Source organism: Stenotrophomonas sp. YJH_SMC_127 (genome assembly GCF_059372445.1).
The window spans coordinates 39464-64809 of record NZ_JCAFVO010000007.1 but is presented as its reverse complement, the minus strand read 5'-3'; the positions used below and the strand labels follow the sequence as shown (position 1 = coordinate 64809).

Below are 25346 nucleotides of genomic sequence, written 5' to 3'. Positions count from 1 at the left end.
TGCGCACTATGGCACAGCCACGATCTGTGCATGTTCCACGTGGAACCGGGCGATGTGGGTCAGTTCCTGCAGCGCCGCCGGCGTTTCGGTGGCGGTGATGAAGATCTGCGCCGGCCCACCGAGCAGACGCTGCAGAACCCGCGCTTGGTGGGTGCGATCCAGCTCCGAGGCCAGATCGTCCAATGCGATCACCGGCCATTCGCCGCGCTGTTCCGCGTAGTCCTCGGCCTGCGCCAGCAGGCAGGCCAATGCCGTCAGCTTGGCCTGACCACGCGACAGTGCATCGCGACCCGGAATGCTTTGGAAATCCACACTCCAGTCCGCCCGGTGCGGTCCAACCGAGGTGTACCCGGCCTGGCGGTCACGTTCCCGGACCAGAAGCAGCGCATCGGCCAGAGGGAGCTCGTGCCGACGCCAGCCCGGGCTGAGTTCCAGTGCCTGGATGCCGAGCTGCGGGGCCAGGCTGGAAGCCAGCGCCACGGTGCGCTGCTGCAGACGCTCCAGGTAGTGCTGCCGACGGCTGGTCAACGGTTCGCCGGCTTCAGCCAGTTCGTGATCCCAGGTATCAAGCATACGCGACGGACCACCTTGCTTGAGCAGGGCATTGCGCTGTTTCAGTGCTCGCGAATACCGGCGCCACAGGGACAGGAAATCAGGTTCCACGTGGAACAAGCCCCAATCGAGGAATCGGCGGCGGGGTTCACCACCACCGCTGACCAACGCATGGCTGCCTGGCTCGAATGTGACTACCGCAAGCGCTGCGCACAGATTGCCGAGCTGGGCCACGTCTTCGCCGTCCAGACGCCCCTTCCAATCCTGGCCACTGTGCCGCAGGCCGGCCTTTCGGCGGTGCGGCGGGTGATTGGCACGTTGTTCGTCCCATTCCACGAAGATTTCCAGCGCTTCCTGGCCCTGGCGCACCAATCCATCGCGGACACGACCACGGAAGCTGCGCCCATAGGCCATCAGGTGCAGGGCCTCGAGCACGCTGGTCTTGCCGGCACCGTTGTCGCCGGTCAGCAGGTTCAATCCCGGCTGGGGCGACAGCTCCACCGCATTGAAGCGACGCAGTTGGTGCAGGGCGAGGCGGCGGATAAGCATGGGGCGCGAAAGACCATCCGCACGGGGCGGCAGAGGGGCAGGGAATCCATCAGCTTACTGCATCGGTCAAGCCGGACGTGCCCGGCCAGCTATCCGGCCGGCTATGGAGCAGGTACCGCAGGTCTGCCTGCGCCCTGACCGCTGGTTCCACGTGGCGCTGTTTCCTCATCCCAGCAGATGCGGGTCTCGGCAAGCCCGGAAATCCTTCGATTCTGCGAAGGGTAGCGGGGGTGTGAGCCTTGGATTTCGCCGATTTCAGGCGATGCCGTGGACAGCGCTTGCCTCGTCGCCGACGAGTACCAGCGGATGAACCTGCAGATTCCTCGAAATCTACGGTCCCACGCCCTGGGCGGTTCCACAGATTTCAAAGAAATCAGACCGATCGTTCCACGCTGTCCACAGCTGCCCTGTATGACTTATACACAAGGTATGGGCAATCTGTGGATAAAAAGCCCTTTTGCTATGCCTTCGAAACTATCCACAGGTTCCCCCCCAGGCTGGGAGGCCGATATACAGGGGGTTTCAGTTGCATAAATTTCTTTTAAATCAGTCAGATAAGGTGTTTTTCCACGAGATCTGGCTCTACCATCACCACCATGCTTTAGATTTATACCCAGATTTAGAAGCTAGGCTTGCCCCAATCTGCATCGAATCTTCCCTGTGGACAGCGGCGTTTGCAGAGGGAAGTCCATCGCGCCGCGATGCAGGATCATCGGTCCCTGTCTGGCCAGATCTGGGGACAGGCGACGAGTATCGGATCCTGCACCTGGACTTTCGATCAATCGCGACTCGTCATTGCTACGATCCAGCGATCCTGTTTTCAACGATCGAGACGAACATCCCGGAAAGGCAACGGATTTCAACCGAGCCCATCGACGGAAGTGACGTCGTCCGGAGAACTGCGTCTTCTCGATGCTCCACGTGGAACCTGCAAAAAAAACGCCCGGGAAGATCCCGGGCGTCGTTCGGTTCCACGTGGAACAGCAGCTGTCAGAGACGCAGCGGCATCACCACGTGGCGCGACTTCTCGCTGCTGGACTCACGTACCAGCGCCGAGGAGTTGGAGTCGCGCAGCTGGATGATGACTTCCTCATCGCGCAGGGCGGAGAGGGCATCCAGCAGGTAGTTCACGTTGAAGCCAATGGCCAGATCGCTGACCGTGGTATCGGCTTCGATCTCTTCCTGGGCTTCTTCCTGTTCCGGGTTGTGCGCGCTGATCTTCAGGTTGCCCGGCGAGACTTCCACGCGGATGCCGCGGTACTTCTCGTTGGACAGGATCGCGGCGCGCTGAAGCGAGGCGCGCAGCGCTTCGCGATCAACCTTCACTTCACGGTCGGCACCGATCGGAATCACCGCTTCGTAGTCCGGGAAGCGGCCGTCGATCAGCTTCGAGGTAAAGGTGACATCGTCGCGCTTGACGCGCACGTGGCTGCGGCCGACTTCCAGCTCGATCTCGCGATCGCCGCTTTCCAGCAGGCGCTGCAGTTCGGTCACACCCTTGCGCGGCACGATGATCTGGCGCTTGGACCCGCTGGGCTTGGCCAGATCGGTTTCACACAGCGCCAGGCGGTGGCCGTCGGTGGCAACGGTACGCAGGGCATCGCCGCGCAGGTCGAACAGCAGGCCGTTGAGGTAGTAGCGCACGTCCTGCTGGGCCATCGCGAACGCGGTGCGCTCGATCAGCTCCTTCAGGGTCGCCTCACCGATGGCCACGCGCTCGGTGGCTTCCACTTCATCCACCGACGGGAAGTCGTTCGAAGGCAGCGTGGCCAGGGTGAAACGGCTGCGACCGGCCTGCACGGTGATCTTGTCTCCGGTCTGCGAGACGGTGATCCGGCTGCCGTCGGGCAGGGCGCGGATGATCTCGAACAGCTTGCGGGCGGGAATGGTGGTTTCGCCGTCCTGGGCATCTTCAACCGCGATCCGCGACACCATCTCCACTTCCAGGTCGGTACCGGTCAGCGACAGCTGGCCGTTCTGCACCTGGACCAGGAAATTGGCCAGAACCGGAAGGGTCTGGCGGCGTTCGACCACGTTGACGACCTGTGCCAACGGCTTGAGAAAGGCTTCGCGCTGCAGTGTGAAACGCATGTGGTTCCGTGCCCCTATGCTTTAAAAAATGTGGAATAAATCAAAAGCTTGGTGGTGCTGGTAGAGACAGAATCGCTGGAAAACAATGCTAAGTCTTTGTAATTAAAGGTATTTCAGACCTCGAAACCCTCTGCATTACCGACCCCCAAGGGGTGGGGAAAGCTGTGGATAAATCTGGCGCGATTTCAAACGGCATTTTTATCCACAACGTGTCCCGCGCTTGCTACCGGATTCTGCACCGTTTTGTGCGATGACGCCTCATCGGCATCCGTGCATCATTCGCTCAGCTTCCGGATCAGCTTGTCCCAGTCCTCGCGGAGCTTGCCGTCGGTCTCCATCAGGGTCCGGATCTGGCGGCAGGCATGCAGCACCGTGGTGTGATCGCGACCGGCAAAGGCGTCGCCGATCTCGGGCAGGCTGTGCTCGGTCAGTTCCTTGGTCAGGGCCATGGCGACCTGGCGGGGACGGGCCAGCGAGCGGGTCCGACGCTTCGACAGCAGATCCTTGATCTGCAGGCCGTAGTAGTCGGCAACGGTTTTCTGGATGTTGGGAATGCTGATCGCCTGCTGCTGGGCGCGCAGCAAGTCACGCAGGGTTTCCTGGGCGAATTCGGTGGTGATCGCGCGGCCGGTGAAGTTGGCGCGGGCGGTCAGGGTATTCAGCGCGCCCTCGAGGTCGCGCACGTTGGAGCGCATCTTCTTGGCGATCAGGAACGCAACATCATCGGGAATCTCGGCACCGCGTTCGCGCGCCTTGGCCAGCACGATCGCGGCGCGGGTCTCGAAGTCCGGCGGTTCGATCGCGACCGACAGGCCCCAGGCAAGCCGCGACTTCAGGCGCGCTTCCAGGCCCTCGACTTCGCGCGGATAGCGGTCGCAGGTCAGGATGATCTGCTGCTTGCCATCGAACAACGCGTTGAAGGTGTGGAAGAACTCTTCCTGGGTGCGGTCCTTGCCGGCAAAGAACTGGATGTCATCGATCAGCAGCGCATCCACCTGCTGGAACTGGCGCTTGAACTGATCCATGGTCTTTTCCTGCAGGGCCCGGATCATCGCGCTGAAGAACTGTTCCGAACGCAGGTACAACACCTTTGCACCTGGATTGGCCTGGCGCATGGCGTTGCCGGCGGCGAACATCAGGTGGGTCTTGCCCAGGCCCGTGCCTCCGTACAGCAGCAGCGGGTTGTGCGCCCGGTCGCCCGGCTTCTGCGCTGCCTGGAAGGCGGCGGCCAGGCCCAGCTGGTTGCTGCGGCCTTCGACGAAGTTGGCGAACGTGTAGTGGCTGTCCAGATTGCCGGCGAAGGGCACCTGCGGTTCGCTGGACACATGCGCCGAGGGCGTGGAAACCGGCGCGTTCTGCGCCTCCACAGGGCGCGGGCGCGAGCCGATTTCAAGAAAAACGTCGCTGAAACCGGCGAAATGCGCCAGCAGCTCGCGGATCCGGGCCAGGTACAGCTCGCGGACCTGGTCGACGATGAAGGCATTCGGTGCATACAGCACCAGGCTGTCCACGCGCAGATCGGCCTGCAGCGGCTTCAACCAGGTATGAACGTCTTCCGGCGGGAACTCCGCTTCGAGGCGCTCGAGACTACGGGACCAGGCATCCATCAGCAATAATCGTCCGGTGGCCGGGGCATGGACGCGACAAGGCGCCCAAACACAGGCCGGAAAGGGGGGAAATGGATGGCTCAGACTACCACCGAGCGCCCGCCTTCGGAATGCTTGTCCCCTACTTATTCACAAAAACATCCACAGCTATTGCACAGCCCGGTGAATTCGCGTAGCTGCCAGGGGTTGACGCGGGGTAGGGTACCTCTCTAGAATTTCCGGTTCTTTCCGTCCCATTCATACGAGAGGCCCCCAATGGCCACGAAGCGCACCTACCAGCCCAGCAACCTCAAGCGTAAGCGCGACCACGGCTTCCGTGCCCGTATGAAGACCGCTGACGGCCGCAAGATCCTGTCGCGTCGCCGCGCCAAGGGCCGCAAAGTCCTGAGCGCCTGATTGCCATGCCGCACCCCGCGGCAGACGCAATCCCTTCGACAGTGAATACTGCAGACCCGCGCAAGCGATTCCCTCGCTCTGCGCGGGTTCGCACGCGTGCCGAATATTCAACGGTCTTCAACGGCGCCCGCCGTGTGTCCGATCCGCTGATGACCCTGCACTGGCTGCCGGCTGACCGGCCGGCCAGGCTGGGTCTGGCGGTTTCCCGCAAGGTTGATCCGAACGCCGTGGGGCGTAACCGGATCAAGCGCGTCCTGCGCGACATCCTGCGTCAGACACGTACCGAAATCCAGCCAGGCGACTTCGTCGTCGTGGCGCGTAGTGCTGCGCGTTCCGCCAGCAACGACGAGATCCGCCAGGCCTTCCTGCGCCTGCTGCGTCGCCTGCGTGCATTGCCCGCGCCGGGCGTGGACGGCACAATGCCGCCGCCTGATGGCATCGCAACTCCTTCTTTGACCGAGCCGGCATCGCGTCCCGGCCCCGCCGAGCCTGTCCGCTGATGAACCAGACCCGCGTATTCCTCATTTTTGCCTGGCTGATGGTGGCCGTGCTGCTGTGGATGGAGTGGAGCCGTGAAAAGGCTGCTCCGACCCCGGCACCGACGACCACGTCGGCCCCGGCTGCTGCACAGAGTGTTCCGGGCGCGACCCCGGGCAGCATCCCCAGCGCGCAGGTCCCGGGTGCGCCGGGCCAGGCCGCTGTGCAGGCCCAGGCCAGCGCCACCCCGGCCAGCCAGCGCGTGACCGTCACCACCGACGTGCTGCGCCTGGTACTGGACGGCGGCCGTGTGCTGGATGCCGAGCTGCTGCAGTTCCCGCAGACCAAGGACGAAGGCAGCCCGCCGGTTCGCCTGCTGACCGAAGACCCCGCGCATCCGTACAGCGCGATCAGTGGCTGGGCCAGCGAAGACAAGAACACCCCGGTTCCCGGCGCTGACGGCTTCAAGCTGGTCGGTGATACCAAGGACTTCGTGCTGGCCAAGGGCCAGAACGAACTGCAGATCCCGTTCGTGTGGACCGCCGACAACGGCGTGACCATCAAGCGCACCCTGACCGTCTCGCGCAACGAGTACGCCGTGCGCTTCAAGGACGAAGTCAGCAATGCCGGCGCCGCACCGTGGAACGGCTACGTCTACCGCACCCTGGACCGCACCCCGACCATCCTGTCGCGGAGCATGACCAACCCGGATTCGTTCAGCTTCAACGGCGCCACCTGGTACGACAACGACAAGAAGTACCAGCGTCGTGCGTTCAAGGATTACCTGGACGACGGCGCACTGAACCAGAACATCACCGGCGGCTGGCTGGCGATGCTGCAGCATCACTTCTTCACCGCCTGGATCCCGCAGAAGGACCAGACCGCGCACTACGTGCTGTCGCAGGTGGCCGGTCGTGACCTGATTGAAGCGCGTGGCCCGGCCTTCACCGTGGCCCCGGGCCAGTCCACCAGCACCGAGGCCCGCCTGTGGGTCGGCCCGAAGCTGGTCAACCTGATCGCCAAGGAAGACGTGCCGGGCCTGGACCGCGTGGTCGACTACAGCCGCTTCTCGATGATGGCGGTGATCGGCCAGGGCCTGTTCTGGGTGCTGAACCAGGTGCACAAGCTGGTCGGCAACTGGGGCTGGGCGATCGTCGGCCTGGTGGTGCTGCTGAAGCTGGTGCTGTACCCGCTGTCGGCGACCCAGTACAAGAGCGGTGCCAAGATGCGCCGCTTCCAGCCGCGCATCGCGCAGCTGAAGGAACGCTATGGCGATGACCGCCAGAAGTTCCAGACCGCGATGATGGAGCTGTACAAGAAGGAAAAGATCAATCCGATGGGCGGCTGCCTGCCGATCCTCATCCAGATGCCGATCTTCTTCGCCCTGTACTGGGTGCTGGTGGAATCGGTCGAACTGCGCCAGGCGCCCTGGTTCGGCTGGATCCAGGACCTGACCGCACGCGACCCGTACTTCATCCTGCCGGTCATCAACGTGGCAGTGATGTGGTTCACCCAGAAGCTGACCCCGGCACCGGGCATGGACCCGATGCAGCAGAAGATGATGCAGTTCATGCCGCTGGTGTTCGGCGTCATGATGGCCTTCATGCCGTCCGGCCTGGTCCTGTACTGGGTGGTCAACGGTGGCCTGGGCCTGCTGCAGCAGTGGTGGATGACCAAGCGCCATGGCGGCGAGCCGGTTGCGGCCACCACCGCTCCGGCCCCGGTCAAGAAGAAGTAATCGGTAGAGCCGGCCGCTGGCCGGCTGACCCCAGCAAAAGCCCGCCGCAAGGCGGGCTTTTCGCATGCGGCGGTAGAATCGCCGGCACACCGTTCCTCCCACCTTCGAGTCCGCCATGCCGCGTGCGTCGTCGTTCCGCCTGTTCCTGCCCTCGCTGTTGTTGACCCTGGTTGTTGCCGGCTGCGGCGACAAGGACGCGAAGGCGCCGGCGACCACCGTCACCCAGCCAAGCGCGCAGGCCGCGGCCGCCGCCGATCCGGCCGCCGCGCCGTTGCTGGCGGCGCTGCAGAAGCAGCTCGACGGCTACCGCCGGATCATCGTGCTGCTGGCAGACGAGGAACAGCAATCGGCCGCCGACCGCGTCACCTCCACGCGTGTGGGCCAGCAGCTGTTCCACGATGGCCTGGAACAGCGCACGGCGGTCGCCGCGCATTTCGACACCCTGCTGCGCGGCTCCAGCCCGCAGCGCTTCGCCACCCTCGGCACCGTGCTGGACTACATCGAGTCGGCGTCGGAACTGTTCGACGCCGACCGCCTGGCCTTCCGCGAAGTGCTGCGTGATCTGCATGAGCGGGTCGGCACTGATTCGTCGCTGCCGGCGGTCAAGCTGCACCAGCGCATCGGCGAGGACCTGGAGGCACTCGACGAGATCGAGCGAAACTACAACCAGGAACTGACCCGCATCTTCAGCCGCTTCGAGCGCACCCGTGCCATCGAGCTGAAGCGTGAGAAGTGGGACGACTACATCGCCCACCTGCACAAGGACTACAGCCGCGAAGCGATCCTGCGCGACTACGGCGTGATCGAGCCCTACCCGATGTCGATGAAGGACAGCGACCGCGAGATCTTCGGCCGCGACCTGCCGGCCAAGACCGTGGTGCTGACCTTCGACGATGGCCCGCACAAGGCCTATACCGATGAAGTGGTGGCCATCCTCAAGCGCTACGACGTGCCGGGCGTGTTCTTTGAAGTGGGCCGCAACCTTGGCAAGGTCGAGGCCGATGGCAAGGTCAGCCTCGGCCCGATGGCGAAGATCAGCCGCAACCTGATGGAAGAGGGCTATGCGGTCGGCAACCACAGCCTGACCCACGCCCAGCTGTCGCGCACCACCGGTGACGCGCTGCGCCAGCAGGTGCTCGACACCGACACGCTGCTGAAGGATGTCCACAGCAAGCGCGCGCCGCTGTTCCGTTTCCCGTATGGCGCGCGCAACGCCGAAGGCCTGCAGCTGCTCAACGAGGCCGGGCTGAAGTCGATCATGTGGAACATCGACTCGATGGACTGGGCCGACCCGGTACCGGAATCGATCGTGCAGCGCGTGCTAGACCAGGTGAACAAGGAACAGCGCGGCATCATCCTGTTCCACGACATCCACGATCGTGCGGTGAAGGCGCTGCCGCAGATCCTCGACCGGCTGATCGCCGATGGTTACCAGTTCGCCGGCTGGAACGGCCGTGACTTCACTGTCGCCCGTGCGCGCAAGGGTGATGCCGGTGCCGCCACGGTCACCACCGGCTACGAGAAGTCCTGGGCGATCGTGGTCGGCATCGACAACTATGCCAAGTGGCCGAAGCTGGAGTACGCCAGCCACGACGCGCAGGCGGTGGCCGATACCCTGACCGGGCAGTTCGGCTTCCCGTCCTCGCAGGTGATCGTGCTGAAGAACGAGCAGGCGACCCGCAACAACATCCTCGCGGCCTTCCACGATCGCCTGGCCGATGACCGCACCGGCAAGAACGACCGCGTGTTCGTGTTCTTCGCCGGCCATGGCGCGACCCGCCAACTCGCTTCCGGGCGCGACCTGGGCTACATCATTCCGGTCGATTCGGACCCGAAGGAATTCGCCACCGACGCCATCGCGATGACCGACATCCAGAACATTGCCGAGAGCATGCAGGCCAAGCATGTGATGTTCGTGATGGATGCCTGCTACAGCGGCCTGGGCCTGACCCGCGGTGGCCCGTCGTCGTCGTCGTTCCTGCGCGAGAACGCGCGTCGCAGCGCGCGGCAGATGCTGACCGCCGGTGGTGCCGACCAGCAGGTGGCCGATGCTGGCCCCAACGGCCACTCGGTGTTCACCTGGGTGCTGTTGCAGGCGCTGGCCGGCAAGGGCGACCTCAACGGCGACGGCCTGATCACCGGTACCGAGCTGGCCGCCTACGTGGCGCCGGCCGTATCGGCGGTCTCGCACCAGACCCCGGCCTTCGGCAGCCTGCCCGGTTCGCAGGGCGGCGAGTTCGTGTTCCAGGTGCCGGACAGCCAGGAATTCCTCAACGCCGATACGCGCCAGCTGACCGCCGATGCGATCGCGCTGAACAACAAGGTGGATGCGGCCAGCGAGGCCAAGGGCAGCCAGGCGCCGGTGACGGTGGCCGACCTGCAGGGTGGCAAGGCCAAGCTGGTGGTGCCCACCGCTGGCCCGGCGTCAGACCGCCAGCGCGCGCAGCAGGCCAACGACCGCGGCCTGCAGCTGTACCGCGAGAAGCAGTACGACGAGGCAGCCGCGCAGTTCGCCGAAGCGCTGAAGCTGCGTCCTGATTTCGCCCAGGCCGCCAACAACCTCGGCTTCGTCTACTACCGCCAGCAGCGCTATGCAGAAGCCGCGCGCTGGCTGGAGAACACGCTGAAGATCGACCCGTCGCGCGCGGTGGCCCATCTGAACCTGGGCGATGCCTACTTCAACGCCGGCGACAAGGCCAAGGCGAAGCAGGCCTACACCACCTACCTGGCGCTGCAGCCGCAGGGCAGTGGCGCGGCCCAGGCGCGCGCGCAGCTGGAGAAGCTCTGAGCCATGAACGACGCGATCCGCACCGACACCATCGTGGCCATCGCCAGCGCCCCCGGCGCCGGCGGTGTCGGCCTGTTGCGCCTGTCCGGTCCGCGCGCTGCGGCGATTGCCAATGCGCTGGGGGCGCCTGCACTGCGCCCGCGCCACGCGCACTACGCGCGCCTGCGTGATGCCGACGGCGAGGTCATCGACGATGGCATCGTGCTGTGGTTCCCGGCACCGAACAGTTTCACCGGCGAAGAGGTGGTGGAACTGCAGGGCCATGGCAGCCCGGTGCTGCTGCAGCAGCTGGTCGCGCGCTGCATCGCGCTCGGTGCGCGCCAGGCGCGGCCGGGTGAGTTCAGCGAACGGGCGTTCCTCAACGGCAAGCTGGACCTGGCCCAGGCCGAGGCCATCGCCGACCTGATCGCCGCGGGCGACAACCGTGCCGCACGCGCGGCGCGTCGTTCACTGGATGGCGTGTTCTCGCGCCGCATCGATGCGGTGGTCGAGCAGCTGGTGCTGCTGCGCATCCACGTGGAAGCGGCCATCGACTTCGCCGACGAACCGCTGGATACCCTCGGTGGCGCGCAGGTACGGCGTGGGCTGGAACAGGCGCGCAGCGATCTGGCCATTCTGCGCCGCGATGCCGAACGCGGCCGTCGCCTGCGCGATGGCCTGCACGCGGTGCTGATCGGTCCGCCCAATGCCGGCAAGAGTTCACTGCTCAACGCGCTGGCCGGCAGCGAACGCGCCATCGTCACCGACATCGCCGGCACCACCCGCGACACCCTGCGCGAAACCATCCGCCTGGATGGCCTGGAGCTGACCCTGGTCGACACCGCCGGCCTGCGCGACGGCGGTGACGCCATCGAACGCGAAGGCATGCGCCGCGCCCACGTGGAAATCGAGCGCACGGACCTGGCGCTGATCGTGCTGGATGCCCGCGATCCGGCGGCCGGTGAAGCGGCGCTGGGCGAGGCCGTGGCGGCGGTACCGCACAAGGTCTACATCCACAACAAGTCGGATCTGCTGGCGGCGTTGCCGTCGCTGGATGATCCGGATCGGGTGTTCGTTTCGGCCGCCACCGGCGCCGGGCTCGACGATCTGCATGCGCGCCTGCGTTCGATAGCTTCGGCCGGTGCCGGTGAGCAGGTGGACGGCGAGTTCTCCGCGCGTACGCGCCACGTGGATGCGATTGAACGCGCGCAGGAACATGCGCAGCGCGCCGATGGCGAGCTGGCGCACGAGCACCTGGAGCTGGCCGCCGAGGAACTGCGGCTGGCCCACGATGCGCTGGGTGAGATCACCGGGCAGATGAGTGCCGATGATCTGCTGGGGAGGATCTTCTCCAGTTTCTGCATCGGCAAGTAACACGGGGTCAGATCCCCAAAGGGGCTCTGACCCTGCACGGTTCCGCCACGGGGTCGGAGCCCCTGCGGGGATCCGACCCCAGGTCCCCCACCTGTCACATTGCCGCCGCATACTGACGCCCATCACATACCGCTTGGGGAAGTCGCAGTGAAGTCGTGGGGTTGTGCGTTGCTGTTGTCGCTGGCCGTGGCACCATCGGTGGCCATGAGTGCTGAATCCTCCACCCCGGCCGTGCCCAAGGTGTCGGTCTACGGCCATCGCGGGGCAAGCGCACTGCTGCCCGAGCACACCCTGGCCTCGTATGCGCAGGCCATCGCCGATGGCGCCGACTACATCGAACCGGACCTGGTGATGACCAGGGACGGGGTGATGGTGGCCCGCCACGAGAACGAGATCGGCGGCACCACCGACGTCGCCTCGCATCCGGAGTTCGCCAGCCGCCGCACCCGCAAGGTGATCGATGGGCAGCAGGTCGAGGGCTGGTTCACCGAGGACTTCACCCTGGCCGAGCTGAAGACCCTGTACGCCCGTGAGCGCCTGCCGGAACTGCGCAGCACCGCCTACGACGGCCAGTTCCGCATCGCCAGCCTGGACGAGATCCTGGCCTTCCTGGTGCAGCAGGCCGGGCGCGCCAACCGTGGCATCGGCCTCGTGCCGGAGATCAAGCACCCGACCTATTTCCAGTCCATCGGCCTGCCGATGGAAGACAAGCTGCTGGCCGCACTGCGTGGCAACGCGTACACCAATGTCGGCCCGGTCACGATCCAGTCGTTCGAGACCGCCAACCTGCGCTACCTGCATGGCAAGATCGGCCGGGGCAGCAACATCCGCCTGCTGCAGCTGCTGTGGAAGGGCGATACCCAGCCGGCCGACATCGCCAAGGCCGGCGGCACGCTGACCTACGCACAGATGATGACCCCGGCCGGGCTGAAGGACATCGCCGCCTACGCCGATGGCATCGGCCCCGAGCTGCGCTCGATCATTCCGCTGGATGCCAAGGGCGCGCTGGGCACGCCGACCGCGCTGGTACGAGATGCGCACGCGGCCGGCCTGATGGTGATTCCGTACACCTTCCGCCCGGAAAACCATTTCCAGCCCAGCAACCTGCGCAAGGGCGCCGACAACGCGCGCAACGTCGAAGGCTCGATCGCCGAGATGCGCGCCTACCTGGCGACCGGCATCGATGCCTTCTTCACCGATGATCCGGCGCTGGGCCGGCAGGCGGTGGATGGGATGGGCACAGCGGGGAACTGAGCGATCAACGCGCCGGGCATGGCCCGGCGCTACCCGGGGGCCGGTGTGCTCTGGTAGGTGCCAACCTTGGTTGGCACGCAACAACCGCGCTGACCAAGGTCGGCCACTACCGGTTCATGAGGTTGCCGGCCAGCGGCCGGCACGACCGTCCCCTCAACCGCGCGGCTCGTCCGGGCGGCGGAACGGGATCACCACGTAGTCCTGGCCCTCGCGCGGCTGCCACAACACCGGTACGCGCTGCGGAGACGGCGGCTCCAGCTCGTCGTCGGCCAGCGGCTCTGCCTCGTCTTCTTCGTCTTCCCAGCTGTAGCGCTGGCGCGGCGGCAGCGGATCGGCGTTGCGGAACAGCAGCGCGGCGATGATGCCGGCGAAGGCGCCGCCCATGTGCGACTGCCAGGACACGCCATCGGCGTGCGGCAATACGGTCACCAGCATGCCGCCATAGAACAGCATGCCGATCAGGCCGGTGGCGATTGCCGCACGATCACGGCGCAGCAGGCCGAGGCTGGCCAGCAGGAACATCAGGCCATGGGTCACGCCACTGGCACCCAGGTGCACGCTGCCCGGATTGCCCAGCATCCACGCGCCGAGGCCCGAACCCAGCCACAGCAGGGGCAGGGCGCGCACGGTGGCTTTGGGATACACACTGCCGGCCAGGGTGCCGAGGATCAGGATGGCGATGCTGTTGGCGGCGATGTGCTCGACCGAGGCATGCAGCATCGGGCCGCCGATCAGGCCGAGCAGGCCCTTGGCTTCCAGTGGCGCAACCGCCCACGGTCGCCAGTCGAACGTGCCCTGCAGGGCGAACACGGCCACCAGCACCAGCACGGCCGCCAGGCTGACATTGAACGCCCGCAGGATGCGCGAGCGGTCATTGCGGGGGGCCGGCACGTCGCCGGCGGGCAGGGGCGTGTTGTTGTCCATACCTCAGCAATGGCGGTGGCTGGCGCGAAACCAAGGCCACTGTTGCGGGAGAGTGGGTGCGGCCGGCGGGACAATCCCGCCGGCCGCGTCTTCCCACCGCTCAGGCTCAGGCGTGGCCCGAGCCTTCCTTCGGCGGGTACTTCAGGCTCAGCACCACGGTGGCGGCGATGATCACCGCGACCACGCCCAGCGACACCGGGGTCGGGATCTTGAACAGGTCGATGATCATCATCTTGATGCCGATGAAGGCCAACACCAGCGCCAGGCCGTACGGCAGCAGGTGGAAGCGGTCGGCCATGCCGGCCAGCAGGAAGAACATCGCACGCAGGCCCAGCACCGCGAACACGTTGGAGGTGAGCACGATGAACGGGTCGGTGGTGATCGCGAAGATCGCCGGGATGCTGTCCACGGCAAAGATCACGTCGGTGACCGCGATCAGGATCAGCACCGCGAACAGCGGGGTGAACCAGCGCACGCCATCGCGCTTCACGCTCAGCGCATTGCCGGCGTAGTCCGGCAGCAGGCGCAGGTGCTTGCGCATCCAGCGCAGGGCGGGGTTGGTTTCCAGATCCGGTTCCTGGCCGGCGGCGAACCACATCTTCCAGCCGGTGAACAGCAGGAAGGCGCCGAACACGTAGAGCAGCCAATGGAACTGGCTGATCAGCACGCTGCCGGCGAAGATCATGATCGTACGCAGCACGATCGCACCCAGGATGCCGATGATCAGCACCTTCTGGCGCTGCTCCTCCGGTACTGCGAAGTAGCTCATGATCATCAGGAACACAAAGATGTTGTCGACCGCCAGCGCCTTCTCGACCAGGTAGCCGGTCAGGAATTCGAGGCCGACCTTGTTGGCCACCACCTGGCCGGCGGTCTCATTCAGGTAGTACCAGAGGCCGGCGTTGAACAGCAGGGCCAGCGCGACCCAGCCGATCGACCACCACAGGGCTTCCTTGAAGGTGACCTTGTGCGGTCCACCATGGCGCATCAACACGAGGTCGACCAGCAGGGCGATGACCACCACCGCTGCGAAGCCGCCCCACAACCACACGTTACCGATCGTCTGCATTGGGAATGTCCGTTGGAAAGATGAATGCCAGGCCGGACGGCGAGGATCTGCAACGGAGGATCGGGAGGGGGATCCAGGGACAGAGCTTCGCCAGTACGGCGAAGGTCTCGCTCGCAGTTCCAGTCGGCTGGAACTGCCGTTGCACCGGAGCCTGCGGGCTCGAAATGACGGCGACAACGTCTGGGAGCTACTCCCCTTCTGGCGCCGATTCTGCCGTCTGGCCGGGCCGCCGTCAAATGGGGGACGAGGGGTCGGATCCCCGTAGGGGCTCTGACCCCAACCCCGAGCCCGTTCCGGCCTGGTGGGTGCCAACCTTGGTTGGCACGCCGGCGGGGGTCAGAGCCCCTGCGGGGATCTGACCCCGGCGCCCGGTTTACAATGGGTGGATGAATACCCCCCTTCCGATTGTCCGCCTCAAGAATGCGTGGCGTTCCAGCCACCCGTGGATCTTCCAGAAACTGGTCGAGAAGCCGACCGTCCGGCCCAAGCCCGGTTCCATCGTCGACGTGGTCGGCATTGATGGCGAGTTCATTGGCCGCGGGTTCTACAACGGGCATTCGCGCATTGCCGTGCGCATCCTTGAGACCGACCAGAACGTGCCGGTGGATGCCGGCTGGTTCTCGCGCAAGATTGCCCAGGCGGTGTCACTGCGCCGTGAGGTGCTCAAGCTCGACGCGGTCTCCGACGCCTGGCGCGTGGTGCACAGCGAAGGCGACGGCCTGTCCGGCCTGGTGGTGGATCGCTACGGCGACCTGGTGGTGGTCGAATTCTTCGCCGCCGGCATGTTCCGCCACCGCGAGTGGATCTACGACGCCCTGCGCGAGCAGTTCCCGGGTTGCCGCTTCCACAGCTTCGCCGATGAGCACGTGCAGAAACAGGAAAGCTTCGATTTCCACGGCAATACCACCACCGAAGCGTCGGTGATCACCGAGTACGGCATCAAGTTCCGCGCCGACCCGGCCGGTGCGCACAAGACCGGCTTCTTCGCCGACCAGCGCGAGAACCGCGAGTGGCTGAGCCAGCAGGTGGAAGGCAAGCGCGTGCTGGACCTGTGCTGCAACACCGGCGGTTTTGCGGTGTACGCGGCGGCGCGAGGCGCCTCGGAAGTGGTCGGCATCGACATCGATGAAGACGTCATCCAGATCGCCAAGGGCAATTCGCGCCTGAACAACGTGCGCCCGAAGTTCGTCCAGTCCGACATCTTCCCGTGGCTGCGTGATGCGGCCAATCGTGGCGAGCAGTACGACGTGGTGATCCTGGACCCGGCGAAGATGACCCGCGACCGCGACCAGGTCATCACTGCGCTGAAGAAGTATCTGGACATGAACAAGCTGGCGCTGGGCGTGGTCAAGCCGGGCGGCCTGTTCGCCACGTTCTCCTGCACCGGCCTGGTGGCCGAGGACCAGTTCCTCGACATGCTGCGCCGCGCGGCGTATTTCTCCGGCCGCACGATCCAGATCCTGAAGGTGGCCGGCGCCGGTCCGGACCACCCGTTCATGGCCCACGTGCAGGAATCGCGTTACCTGAAGGCCGTGTTCTGCCGCGTGGTGGACTGACCGCGTCACTGCCGATCTCTGTAGAGCCGAGCCCACGCTCGGCTGATCTGTCTGGCAGCCGAGCATGGGCTCGGCTCTACAAAAAGGCCGGGTGCAGCGCTATGGTCGGGCTCTTCCCATTGCCGGTGAGAGCCCATGCCATCGTTGCGCCACCTGTCCGTCGTGCTCGCCGTGGCGCTGTGCGCGCCGCTGTCGGCTCATGCCATCGAGTTCAGCGCCGAGGAACTGGCCCGTGCCAAGGCGCTGCAGCAGCGCCTGGTCACGCTCGACAGCCATCTGGATACGCCGGCAAATTTCGGCCGGACCGGCTTCGACATCGAGCAGCGCCACGACCGCAACGCGCTTTCGCAGGTGGACTACCCGCGCATGGTCGAAGGTGCGCTCGATGGCGGTTTCTGGGCGATCTACACCGACCAGGGCGATCGCAGCGCAGCGGCCCACCTGGCCGAGCGTGACCACGGCCTGCAGCGACTGCTGGAAATCCGCGAGATGCTGGCGGCCAATCCCGCGCGCTTCGCGCTGGCACTGACCGCCGATGATGCGGCGCGGATCAAGGCCGCCGGCAAGCGCGTGGTCTACATCAGCATGGAAAATGCCAGCCCGCTGGTGGAAGACCCGAGCCTGCTCTCGTTCTACCACCGCGCCGGCCTGCGGCTGCTCAGCACCGTGCACTTCGCCAACAACGAGTTCGCCGATTCGGCCACCGATCCCAAGGGCGCGGAGTGGAAGGGCCTGAGTCCGGCCGGCAAGGAGCTGGTGCGGCAGGCAGTGAAGCTGGGCATCGTGATCGACCAGTCGCATGCCTCGGACGCGGTGTTCGACGACCTGCTGGCGATGATGCCGGTGCCCTTCGTGCTGTCGCACAGCTCGGCCAAGGCGGTGTACGACCACCCGCGCAATCTTGATGACGCGCGGCTGCGCAAGCTGGCCAAGGCCGGCGGCGTGATCCAGGTGAACGCCTATGGCGGCTACCTGATCGACACGGCGAAGACGCCCGAGCGCAAGCAGGCCGAAGAAGCGCTGAGCAGGCAGCTGGGCGGCTGGGAAGGCATGGGCATCGAGCAGGGCGTGGCCCTGCTGAAGGCCGAGCAGGCACTGGACCACGAGCACCCGGTGCGCCATGCCAGCCTCGACGACTTCTTCGCCCACTTCGAGCACATCCTCAAGGTGGTCGGCCCCGAGCACGTGGGCATCGGCCTGGACTGGGATGGCGGCGGTGGCCTGAGCGACCTGCCCGATGTCAGCCAGCTGCCGAAGATCACCGCGTGGCTGCTGCGCAAGGGTTACACCGAGCAGCAGATTGCCGGCATCTGGGGCGGCAACCTGCTGCGGGTGATGCGCCAGGCGCAGGACTACGCGGCAAAGCAGGGCGGTTGACCGCCCTGTGGTAGTGCCGGCCGCTGGCCGGCATTGCCCGTATCAACAGGATGAGAGGTGCCGGCCAGCGGCCGGCACTACCGGTGATCCGGTTATTTCGCGATCAGCGCGTGGCGACGGCTGTACAGGAAGTACAGCACCAGGCCGGCCACGTTCCACAGCAGGAAATACAGCTGGGTGCTGTGCGGCAGGCTGAGGAACAGGTAGATGCAGCCCAGCGCGGCCAGCGGGCCGACCACGAAGGCCAGCGGCGTGCGGAACGTGCGCTCGCGGTTCGGTTCGCGTAGGCGCAGCACCACCAGGCAGACGCCCACTGCAGTGAACGCGGCCAGGGTACCGGCATTGGCCAGCGCGGCGATCTCGTCCAGGCGGGCCACGCCGGCCAGCGCCGACACCACCACCGCAGTGAATAGCGTGGTCGCCACCGGCGTGCCGGTACGCGCGTTGACCTTGGACAGGCCACGCGGCAGCAGGCCGTCGCGGCTCATCACGAAGAAGATGCGGCTCTGGCCGTACAGGAAGGCCAGCAGCACGGTCGGCAGCGCGATGATCGCAATCACGCCGATCACCATCGCCGCTGTCGGATGGCCCAGCTGGCGCATGATCAGCGCCAGCGGCTCGGCGCTGTGCCCGAACACGGCGTAGCTCATCGCACCCACTGCGGCCAGCGCCACCAGCACGTAGACAATGGTGCAGCCGATCATCGAACCGATGATGCCGATCGACAGGTCACGGCCCGGGTTCTTGGTCTCCTCCGCAGCAGTGGAGATCGCATCGAAGCCGTAGAAGGCGAAGAAGATGATCGCCGCTGCCGCCATCACGCCGTGCTCGACGCCATCGGGGCCCATCGACTTGGCAAAGCCATACGGCATGAACGGCTGCAGGTTGGCGCTGTCGAACGCAGGCAGGGCCACGGCCACGAAGATCGCCAGCGCGATCAGCTTGAACACCACCAGGATGGCATTGAGCGTGGCGCTTTCCTTGGTCCCGGCCATCAGCATGCCGGCCACCAGCCAGGTGATGATGATCGCCGGCAGGTTGATCATGCCGCCTTCCACGTGCGGGCCGGCTGCCAGCCAGGCCGGCAGGTGCACGTTCCAGCCGAACTGGGTGTGGACCCATTCGAGGAAGCCGACGAAGTAGCCGGACCAGCCCACCGCCACCGTACTCACCACCAGCGAGTACTCCAGGATCAGGCTCCAGCCCACCACCCAGGCGAACACCTCGCCCAGCGCACTGTAGCTGTAGGTGTAGGCGCTGCCGGCGGCCGGCATCATCGTCGACAGCTCGGCATAGGACAGCGCCGCACAGGCGCAGACCGCACCGGCGATGGCGAAGGAGATCAGCACGGCCGGGCCGGCCAGGTTGGCACCGACGCCGATCAGCGTGTAGATGCCGGTGCCGACGATGGCACCGATGCCCAGTGCGATCAGGTGCGGCCAGCTGAGCGTCGGGATCAGACGCCTGCCGGCTTCGTGGACGGTGACGGAATCTAGGGACTTGCGCCGGAACAGGGACATGCAGGCCTCGGAAGGGGTGACTAAGAACGACAAGTTCCCGAGTGTGACCGAACGCAGCGCAGCATTACCACTGACGGGGGTCATGCATGGCGGGGCGCGCGCTGCACCCCAGCCACGCTGCCGGAATCGGCACAATCCGGCGGTAGCCACCGGTGTGCGTTCGTCCCGGCCGCTGCTACGACTCGATGTTGGCCATGCCGCTGACCGAGTAGCGGTCACCGGCCGCGGCATGCAGCGGGAAGGCCGCATCCAGTGCGTCCAGCGTGGCCGCGTCCAGTTCCACCCGCAGCGCAGCGAGGTTCTCGTCCAGCCGTGCCCGCCGCGTCGTGCCCGGGATCGGCACGATGTGCCCGCCGCGCGACAGCACCCAGGCCAGCGCCAGCTGCGAGGCGGCGATGCCGCGCTCGGCGGCCAGCGCCTGCACGGTATCCACCAGTGCCAGGTTGCGCTGGAAGTTTTCGCCTTCGAAGCGGGGCGAGGTGCGCCGGTAATCGTCGGCGTCGAAGTCGTCCGGGCTGCGGATGGCGCCGGTCAGGAAGCCACGGCCCAGCGGCGAATACGGCACGAAGCCGATGCCCAGCTCCGCCGTGGTGGCCAGCACTCCGTTCTGCTCCGGCTCGCGCGACCACAGCGAGTACTCGCTCTGCACCGCCGTGATCGGGTGCACCGCATGGGCGCGGCGGAGGGTGGCCGCCGAGGCCTCGGACAGGCCCAGCCAGCGCACCTTGCCCTGTTCCACCAGGCGTGCCATGGCACCCACGGTGTCCTCGATCGGCACGGTCGGGTCGACGCGGTGCTGGTAGTACAGGTCGATGTGGTCCACGCCCAGGCGGCGCAGGCTGGCCTCGCAGGCGGCCTGCACATAGTCCGGGTGGCCGTTGATCTGCCGCGCCTTCGGGTCAGCCGGGTCCAGGCCGATGCCGAACTTGCTGGCCAGGAACACTTGGTTGCGGCGGCCGGCAATCGCGCGACCGACCAGCACCTCGTTGGTGTGCGGGCCATACACATCGGCGGTGTCGAGCAGGGTCACGCCACGGTCCAGCGCGTGCCGGATGACGGCAATGCCGTCATCGTCACTGCCGCGGCCGCCGTAGTACGCGCTCATGCCCATGCACCCCAGGCCGAGGGCGGACACGGTGGGGCCGGCGGGGCCGAGAGTACGGGTCTTCATGTGGATCTCCTTGGGGAAGGCGCCACGTCTGGATGGGCAGTGGCGAGGGGCACAGCATCCTCCACGCCATCATGTGGATAAACTGCGTGTCACCGGACTTACCTTGAAGGCTGCCTTCACAATGGATGCCTCCGTCCCGCTCACTGCTGTGGTCGCTTTCGTCCACGTGGCCGAGCACGCCAGCTTTACCCGCGCCGCCGATGCCCTGGGTGTGTCGACCTCGGCGCTGTCGCAGAGCGTGCGCGCGCTGGAAGCGCGGATGGGCGTGCGGCTGCTGCAGCGGACCACGCGGCGGGTCAACCTGACCGAGCACGGCGCGCGTTTCCTGCAGCGCGTGCGCGGCGGCCTGGACCAGATCGACCAGGCATTTGCCGAACTGGACAGCGCGCGCTCGGTGCCTGCCGGGCGGCTGCGCGTGACCCTGCCGCGCATCGTCGCCGATCGCATGGTGCTGCCGCGGCTGCCCGACTTCCTTGCGCGTTACCCGCAGGTGCAGGTGGAACTGTGCGTCGACCCCGCGCTGACCGATCTGGTGGCCGAGGGCTTCGACGCCGGCATCCGCCTGGGCGAATCACTCGCACAGGGCATGATCGCGGTGCCGGTCGGGCCACCCGAGCGGCAGGTGGTGGTAGCCACGCCGGCCTATTTCGAACGCCATGGCGTGCCGCAGACCCCGCATGACCTGCAGGGCCACGCCTGCATCGTGCACCGGCTGGCCAACGGCCGGCTGATGCCCTGGGAGTTCAGCCGCGACGGCCACGACCTGGACGTGCAAGTGAGCGGGCGGCTGGTGTTCAACGATGCCGGCGTCGCCCATGGTGCCGTGCTGGCGGGTCTGGGAATGGCCCAGGGCTTCGCCTCGTTAATGGCCGACGACATCAACGCTGGGCGACTGCAGAGCGTGCTGCAGGACTGGCAGCCGCCATTCCCCGGCTTCCACCTGTACTACCCCGCGCGTGAGCAGATGGCGCCCAAGCTGCGGGTGTTCATCGACCACCTGCGCGCGGAGATGCACGACCGGTAGATGCCAACCTTGGTTGGCATGCTTCAATCGACCACGCGCGCCGCTACGCCTCCCGGCCAATGGCAGCCATCCTCCTGCCACGCCTGGCTGTCATCGTGGAAGGTGGTGCGACGGCCATCACGGGCGCGTTCGTAGCTCAGATCCAGTACCAGCGCGCCCTGCGTGCTCAGCAGGTAGCGGCCGTTGAGGCGCCCGTCGATGCGCTCTTCCCACACGCTGTCGAACTGGTACGGGCGATCCTCGGCCAGCACCGTGGTCTCCATCGAGATCCGGTGCAGGGGCAGGCGCTCGCGCTGGCCGGCGTAACGCACGTCGGCCCGGCCGTCTTCCAGCCAGCGCCATTCCAGGTGGATGTTGTTGTTGCGACCGCCCGTCAGGCAGCGATGGTCCTGCACGGTGCCGGCAGAGGCGGCACCGGCCAGCAGCAGGGTCATGCCGAGCAGTGGCAGCCGCCCGTTCATCCGTTCAGCCCCAGGCGGATGCCGAACCCCACCAGGAACAGGCCGGCCACCCGGCGCAGCGCATCGCTGATCCGCGGGTGCTGGATCAACCGGCGGCGGGCCAGGTTGCCCACGCCGATCAGCATCGAGCAGTAGGCGATGCTGACCACCAGGATGATGCCGGCCAGCGCGGCGAAGGTGGCGATGCCCTGGTGCGCCTTCGGATCGATGAACAACGGCAGGAAGGCCATGTAGAACAGGATCGCCTTCGGGTTGAGCAGGCTGACCAGGATCGCCTGCTGGAAGTAGCGGCCGGGTTGCATGCGGATCGGGCCGGCGTCGCCGCCCTCGTGCTTGGGCGTGCGCAGCAGGCTGATGCCGACCCACACCAGGTAGGCCGCGCCGAGGTACTGCACGGCGTGGAATACCAGAGGATTGGCCTTGAGCAGCGCCGCCACGCCGGCCAGCGCCAGCCACATCAGGATCTGGTCGCCGACCAGCAGGCCGGCCAGTGCGGTGTAGCCGCCGCGCACGCCGCCACGGCCGGTGGCAGTCAGCAGCGTGAAGGTACCGGGACCGGGCAGGGCGAGAAACACCAGCACGGCGACCAGAAACGTCCACAGGTCCTGGATGCCCATCCACGGCATGGCGGTGCTCTTCTGTTACGGGGGGCCGCCATTGTCGGCCAGCGCTGCGGCGGGCGACAGGGGGCCGGTGGGGCCAACCGGCATCCCGGACAGCAGCGGTTGCAGGTGCTGGCGCAGCTGCGCGTGCAGCTGCCGCACGGCGGGTGAGAACTGCTTGCGATGCGGGCACACCAGCTGCAGCGGGATGCTGCTGCCAACGCCGTCCAGCAGCACCTGCAGGCGCCCGGCCTGCACATCCTCGCGCAGGTCCAGCCAGGACTTGTAGGTGATGCCTTCGCCGGCCACGGCCCAGCGCCGCACCACGTCGGCGTCGTCGCAGACCAGCGGGCCGCGTACCGGAACCACGCTGCGGCGCCCGTCCACCTCGAACGACCAGCGATCGTAGGCGCGGCCATTGAGTTGATAGACCAGGCAGTCGTGCTCGCGCAGATCCTCCAGGCGCGTGGGCGGGCCACGCCGCTGCAGGTAGCCGGGTGAGGCGGCCAGCACGCGCCGGTTGCCTTCCAGCAGGGGCAGGGCTACGTAGTTGGCGTCATCGAAGTGGCCGATGCGGATGGCCACGTCGACCGGTTCGCGGAACACGTCGGCGACCTCGTCGGACAGGCGCAGGTGCAGGCGCAGCCGCGGGTGCGCGTCGCGGAACGCGCTCAGCCAGGGCAACAGCAGGTTGCGGCCGAAGTCCGACGGCGCCGACAGCTGCAGGATGCCGTGCAGCTCGGTGTCCTCGCCCTGCACGCGGGCCTGGCCTTCGCGCAGGGTGGCCAGCACCTCCTGCGCATACGGCAGGTAGAGCGCGCCCTCGCCGGTCAGGCGCAGGCTGCGGGTCGTGCGCACGAACAGGCGCAGGTCCAGCTCGCGCTCCAGCCGTGCCACCGCCGCAGCGACCTGCCCGGGCAGCAGGTCGGCCTCGCGGGCGGCCTGCGAGAAGCTGCCCAGCGCGGCAGTGCGGACGAACAGCTGCAGATCGTCGAAGCGGATCATCTTCATCGCCAGAGTGAAAGTGCTGCCCGATTCTGCGCCTTTCCGAGGGAGCGCGCGCGGCGCAACCTGTCGCCTCCTTCCCCACTGGACCGCTGCCATGCGCGCCATTGCCTATACCCACGCCGGCCTGCCGATCGATGATGCCCTGGCCCTGATCGACATCGAACTGGAGCTGCCGCAGCCCGGCCCCCGCGACCTGCGCGTGGCGGTACGCGCGGTGGCGGTGAACCCGGTCGACACCAAGGTCCGCCGCGGCGTGGCCACCGATGGCCCGCGCGTACTGGGCTGGGATGCGGTCGGCATCGTCGACGCGGTGGGCAGCGAGGTGACCCTGTTCCAGCCCGGCGACGCGGTCTACTACGCCGGCGTCATCGACCGCCCGGGCAGCAATGCCGAGTACCAGCTGGTGGACGAGCGCAGCGTCGGGCGCAAGCCGGCCAGCCTCGATGATGCCGCCGCCGCGGCGCTGCCATTGACTGCAATCACCGCCTGGGAGCTGCTGTTCGACCGCCTGCGCATCCCCGAGGGTGGTGGCGAGGGCCAGACCCTGCTGGTGATCGGTGCTGCCGGTGGTGTCGGTTCGATCCTGGTGCAGCTGGCGCGGAAGCTGACCAGGCTGACCGTGATCGGCACCGCCTCGCGTCCGGATACCCAGGACTGGGCATACGCAATGGGCGCGCACCACGTGATCGACCACCGCCTGCCGCTGGCCGAGGGACTGGCGCGGCTCGGCATCAGCGAAGTGCAGCATGTGGCCAGCCTGACCCACTCCGACCAGTACTACGCGCAGATCGTGGAACTGCTGGCGCCGCAGGGCCAGCTGGGGCTGATCGATGATCCTGGCCAGGTGGACGTGATGGCGCTCAAGCGCAAGGCGTTGTCACTGCACTGGGAGTCGATGTTCACCCGGCCGCTGTACCGCACCGCCGACATGCAGCGCCAGCACGACCTGCTGAACCGTGTGGCCGAGCTGATCGACACGGGCGTGCTGCAGACCACGCTGGGCGAGCACTTCGGGCGCATCGACGCGGCCAACCTGCGGCGCGCCCACGCGCTGCTGGAGAGCCACCGCGCCAAGGGCAAGATCGTGCTGGAAGGCTGGTAAGGCCGGATCGTTCCCGCACCCTTGGGGGTCAGATCCCTTTGCCCCGGGAAAGGGATCCGACCCCTGCCTCAGGCCACGCCGTTGTCGACGTGGGTGGTGAAACCCGGCTGCTGTCGCAGGCGCTCGAACCACGCCGCGAGGTGTGGCAGCACGGGCTTGTTGCCGGGCGTGCTGCGCCAGCGTTGGGTCGACAGCCCGAGCACGATGTCGGCCAGAGTGAACGTGTTGCCCGCCACGTAGCCGTCGGTAGTGGCCAGCTGTGCATCAAGGACAGCCATCAGCCGGTTCCACTGCGCCAGGCTGGCTGCGGCGCGGGCGTCATCCGGGTAGTCCGGGTGCTGGCGCACGCGCGCCATGAACACGTGGCGCCAGGCACTGTTGAGGTCGCTGGCCTGCCAGTCCATCCACTGCTCGATCCGGGCGCGGCCCTGCGCCGTACCGGGCAGCAGGTCATCACGGCCAGCGCGTACGGCCAGGTAGCGGCAGATGCTGTTGGATTCCCACAGCACGAAGCCGCCATCGCGCAGCACCGGCACCTGCCGGTTCGGGTTCAGTGTGGCCAGCAGGTCCGTCGGCGGCGCTGGCTCGTGGTGAAGTGGCAGGTCGAGGCCGGCGCACAGCCACAGCACCTTGCGCACGTTGATGGAGGTGGGTTTTCCGTACAGAGCGAGCATGGGGGCTTCCGGGGCAGACCGACCCAGCCTAGCGCAGCGGGGCTAAACTGATC

General features: G+C 66.6%; 21 protein-coding genes. 10 read left to right on the top strand and 11 right to left on the bottom strand.

Features of this window, described 5'->3' with window-relative positions:
* Nucleotides 1-6 precede the first annotated feature (6 nt).
* From recF to dnaA, 3 genes are all read right to left on the bottom strand, one after another.
* A complete protein-coding gene (gene recF, locus AC5QAB_RS15895; protein ID WP_197561541.1) occupies nt 7-1101 on the bottom strand; it encodes a DNA replication/repair protein RecF in 1095 nt (364 codons plus the stop codon).
* A gap of 990 nt (nt 1102-2091) precedes the next feature.
* A complete protein-coding gene (dnaN, locus tag AC5QAB_RS15890; RefSeq protein ID WP_005411731.1) occupies nt 2092-3192 on the bottom strand; it encodes a DNA polymerase III subunit beta in 1101 nt (366 codons plus the stop codon).
* A 275-nt stretch (nt 3193-3467) separates the two neighbouring features.
* Nucleotides 3468-4799, bottom strand: coding sequence for a chromosomal replication initiator protein DnaA (gene dnaA / locus AC5QAB_RS15885; protein WP_014645405.1), 1332 nt, complete (start codon nt 4797-4799; stop codon nt 3468-3470).
* A gap of 255 nt (nt 4800-5054) precedes the next feature.
* On the opposite strand from dnaA, the gene rpmH reads away from it, so the two are divergent.
* From rpmH to AC5QAB_RS15855, 6 genes are all read left to right on the top strand, one after another.
* Nucleotides 5055-5195 carry a 50S ribosomal protein L34 gene (gene rpmH, locus AC5QAB_RS15880; RefSeq protein WP_005411729.1) on the top strand — a complete coding sequence of 47 codons (141 nt, stop codon included), beginning with the start codon at nt 5055-5057 and terminating at the stop codon, nt 5193-5195.
* A 5-nt stretch (nt 5196-5200) separates the two neighbouring features.
* Nucleotides 5201-5695, top strand: coding sequence for a ribonuclease P protein component (gene rnpA / locus AC5QAB_RS15875; RefSeq protein ID WP_080053031.1), 495 nt, complete (start codon nt 5201-5203; stop codon nt 5693-5695).
* On the top strand, nt 5695-7410 hold the full coding sequence (gene yidC / locus AC5QAB_RS15870; RefSeq protein ID WP_014648955.1) for a membrane protein insertase YidC: 1716 nt from the start codon (nt 5695-5697) through the stop codon (nt 7408-7410). Before rnpA ends, yidC begins: the two co-directional genes overlap by 1 nt.
* 115 nt (nt 7411-7525) lie before the next feature.
* Entirely contained in the window at nt 7526-10198 is a 2673-nt protein-coding gene (locus tag AC5QAB_RS15865; RefSeq protein ID WP_197561542.1) for a polysaccharide deacetylase family protein, read from the top strand.
* A 3-nt stretch (nt 10199-10201) separates the two neighbouring features.
* Nucleotides 10202-11551 carry a tRNA uridine-5-carboxymethylaminomethyl(34) synthesis GTPase MnmE gene (gene mnmE / locus AC5QAB_RS15860; protein ID WP_197561543.1) on the top strand — a complete coding sequence of 450 codons (1350 nt, stop codon included), beginning with the start codon at nt 10202-10204 and terminating at the stop codon, nt 11549-11551.
* Nucleotides 11552-11698: 147 nt separating this feature from the next.
* The gene (locus AC5QAB_RS15855; RefSeq protein WP_111205866.1) at nt 11699-12805 is read left to right on the top strand and encodes a glycerophosphodiester phosphodiesterase; all 1107 of its coding nucleotides are present in this window, start codon (nt 11699-11701) and stop codon (nt 12803-12805) included.
* A 153-nt stretch (nt 12806-12958) separates the two neighbouring features.
* Here AC5QAB_RS15855 and AC5QAB_RS15850 read toward each other — a convergent pair whose 3' ends face one another.
* Both AC5QAB_RS15850 and AC5QAB_RS15845 read right to left on the bottom strand, forming a co-directional pair.
* Nucleotides 12959-13729, bottom strand: a complete 771-nt coding sequence (locus AC5QAB_RS15850; RefSeq protein ID WP_197561544.1) for a rhomboid family intramembrane serine protease — start codon at nt 13727-13729, stop codon at nt 12959-12961.
* Between the two features lie 106 nt (nt 13730-13835).
* Nucleotides 13836-14798, bottom strand: a complete 963-nt coding sequence (locus AC5QAB_RS15845) for a TerC family protein (protein ID WP_014648950.1) — start codon at nt 14796-14798, stop codon at nt 13836-13838.
* Nucleotides 14799-15184: 386 nt separating this feature from the next.
* On the opposite strand from AC5QAB_RS15845, the gene AC5QAB_RS15840 reads away from it, so the two are divergent.
* A complete protein-coding gene (locus AC5QAB_RS15840) occupies nt 15185-16354 on the top strand; it encodes a class I SAM-dependent rRNA methyltransferase (protein ID WP_032958445.1) in 1170 nt (389 codons plus the stop codon).
* Nucleotides 16355-16489: 135 nt separating this feature from the next.
* Nucleotides 16490-17731: a dipeptidase gene (locus AC5QAB_RS15835; protein ID WP_197556953.1), complete on the top strand. Its 1242-nt coding sequence runs from the start codon at nt 16490-16492 to the stop codon at nt 17729-17731.
* A gap of 92 nt (nt 17732-17823) precedes the next feature.
* Here the strand turns inward: AC5QAB_RS15835 and AC5QAB_RS15830 are convergent, their stop codons facing one another.
* A complete protein-coding gene (locus tag AC5QAB_RS15830; RefSeq protein WP_197561769.1) occupies nt 17824-19251 on the bottom strand; it encodes an amino acid permease in 1428 nt (475 codons plus the stop codon).
* Between the two features lie 175 nt (nt 19252-19426).
* Nucleotides 19427-20422 (bottom strand): aldo/keto reductase, encoded by a 996-nt coding sequence (locus tag AC5QAB_RS15825; protein WP_197561768.1) that lies wholly within the window; start codon nt 20420-20422, stop codon nt 19427-19429.
* A gap of 121 nt (nt 20423-20543) precedes the next feature.
* On the opposite strand from AC5QAB_RS15825, the gene AC5QAB_RS15820 reads away from it, so the two are divergent.
* Nucleotides 20544-21446, top strand: a complete 903-nt coding sequence (locus AC5QAB_RS15820; RefSeq protein ID WP_032958441.1) for a LysR family transcriptional regulator — start codon at nt 20544-20546, stop codon at nt 21444-21446.
* A gap of 23 nt (nt 21447-21469) precedes the next feature.
* Here AC5QAB_RS15820 and AC5QAB_RS15815 read toward each other — a convergent pair whose 3' ends face one another.
* From AC5QAB_RS15815 to AC5QAB_RS15805, 3 genes are read right to left on the bottom strand one after another with little or no spacing between them, the layout of a single operon-like run.
* The gene (locus AC5QAB_RS15815; protein WP_197561767.1) at nt 21470-21907 is read right to left on the bottom strand and encodes a hypothetical protein; all 438 of its coding nucleotides are present in this window, start codon (nt 21905-21907) and stop codon (nt 21470-21472) included.
* The gene (leuE, locus tag AC5QAB_RS15810) at nt 21904-22533 is read right to left on the bottom strand and encodes a leucine efflux protein LeuE (protein WP_005411716.1); all 630 of its coding nucleotides are present in this window, start codon (nt 22531-22533) and stop codon (nt 21904-21906) included. The genes AC5QAB_RS15815 and leuE overlap by 4 nt, the downstream gene beginning before the upstream one ends.
* A gap of 15 nt (nt 22534-22548) precedes the next feature.
* A complete protein-coding gene (locus AC5QAB_RS15805) occupies nt 22549-23520 on the bottom strand; it encodes a LysR family transcriptional regulator (RefSeq protein WP_197561766.1) in 972 nt (323 codons plus the stop codon).
* Nucleotides 23521-23611: 91 nt separating this feature from the next.
* Between AC5QAB_RS15805 and AC5QAB_RS15800 the strand changes: the two genes are divergently transcribed.
* Nucleotides 23612-24619 carry a zinc-binding alcohol dehydrogenase family protein gene (locus AC5QAB_RS15800; RefSeq protein WP_100450831.1) on the top strand — a complete coding sequence of 336 codons (1008 nt, stop codon included), beginning with the start codon at nt 23612-23614 and terminating at the stop codon, nt 24617-24619.
* A gap of 68 nt (nt 24620-24687) precedes the next feature.
* On the opposite strand, the gene AC5QAB_RS15795 is transcribed toward AC5QAB_RS15800, so the two are convergent.
* Nucleotides 24688-25293, bottom strand: coding sequence for a glutathione S-transferase N-terminal domain-containing protein (locus AC5QAB_RS15795; protein WP_197561765.1), 606 nt, complete (start codon nt 25291-25293; stop codon nt 24688-24690).
* Between the last annotated feature and the right edge of the window lie 53 nt (nt 25294-25346).

Excerpts from the sequence above, each read along its gene's own strand:
- recF (WP_197561541.1), bottom strand. The coding sequence starts at position 1,101 with ATGCTTATCCGCCGCCTCGCCCTGCACCAACTGCGTCGCTTCAATGCG.
- dnaN (WP_005411731.1), bottom strand. The coding sequence starts at position 3,192 with ATGCGTTTCACACTGCAGCGCGAAGCCTTTCTCAAGCCGTTGGCACAG.
- dnaA (WP_014645405.1), bottom strand. The coding sequence starts at position 4,799 with ATGGATGCCTGGTCCCGTAGTCTCGAGCGCCTCGAAGCGGAGTTCCCG.
- rpmH (WP_005411729.1), top strand. The coding sequence starts at position 5,055 with ATGGCCACGAAGCGCACCTACCAGCCCAGCAACCTCAAGCGTAAGCGC.
- rnpA (WP_080053031.1), top strand. The coding sequence starts at position 5,201 with ATGCCGCACCCCGCGGCAGACGCAATCCCTTCGACAGTGAATACTGCA.
- yidC (WP_014648955.1), top strand. The coding sequence starts at position 5,695 with ATGAACCAGACCCGCGTATTCCTCATTTTTGCCTGGCTGATGGTGGCC.
- AC5QAB_RS15865 (WP_197561542.1), top strand. The coding sequence starts at position 7,526 with ATGCCGCGTGCGTCGTCGTTCCGCCTGTTCCTGCCCTCGCTGTTGTTG.
- mnmE (WP_197561543.1), top strand. The coding sequence starts at position 10,202 with ATGAACGACGCGATCCGCACCGACACCATCGTGGCCATCGCCAGCGCC.
- AC5QAB_RS15850 (WP_197561544.1), bottom strand. The coding sequence starts at position 13,729 with ATGGACAACAACACGCCCCTGCCCGCCGGCGACGTGCCGGCCCCCCGC.
- AC5QAB_RS15845 (WP_014648950.1), bottom strand. The coding sequence starts at position 14,798 with ATGCAGACGATCGGTAACGTGTGGTTGTGGGGCGGCTTCGCAGCGGTG.
- AC5QAB_RS15840 (WP_032958445.1), top strand. The coding sequence starts at position 15,185 with ATGAATACCCCCCTTCCGATTGTCCGCCTCAAGAATGCGTGGCGTTCC.
- AC5QAB_RS15835 (WP_197556953.1), top strand. The coding sequence starts at position 16,490 with ATGCCATCGTTGCGCCACCTGTCCGTCGTGCTCGCCGTGGCGCTGTGC.
- AC5QAB_RS15830 (WP_197561769.1), bottom strand. The coding sequence starts at position 19,251 with ATGTCCCTGTTCCGGCGCAAGTCCCTAGATTCCGTCACCGTCCACGAA.
- AC5QAB_RS15825 (WP_197561768.1), bottom strand. The coding sequence starts at position 20,422 with ATGAAGACCCGTACTCTCGGCCCCGCCGGCCCCACCGTGTCCGCCCTC.
- AC5QAB_RS15820 (WP_032958441.1), top strand. The coding sequence starts at position 20,544 with ATGGATGCCTCCGTCCCGCTCACTGCTGTGGTCGCTTTCGTCCACGTG.
- AC5QAB_RS15815 (WP_197561767.1), bottom strand. The coding sequence starts at position 21,907 with ATGAACGGGCGGCTGCCACTGCTCGGCATGACCCTGCTGCTGGCCGGT.
- leuE (WP_005411716.1), bottom strand. The coding sequence starts at position 22,533 with ATGCCGTGGATGGGCATCCAGGACCTGTGGACGTTTCTGGTCGCCGTG.
- AC5QAB_RS15805 (WP_197561766.1), bottom strand. The coding sequence starts at position 23,520 with ATGAAGATGATCCGCTTCGACGATCTGCAGCTGTTCGTCCGCACTGCC.
- AC5QAB_RS15800 (WP_100450831.1), top strand. The coding sequence starts at position 23,612 with ATGCGCGCCATTGCCTATACCCACGCCGGCCTGCCGATCGATGATGCC.
- AC5QAB_RS15795 (WP_197561765.1), bottom strand. The coding sequence starts at position 25,293 with ATGCTCGCTCTGTACGGAAAACCCACCTCCATCAACGTGCGCAAGGTG.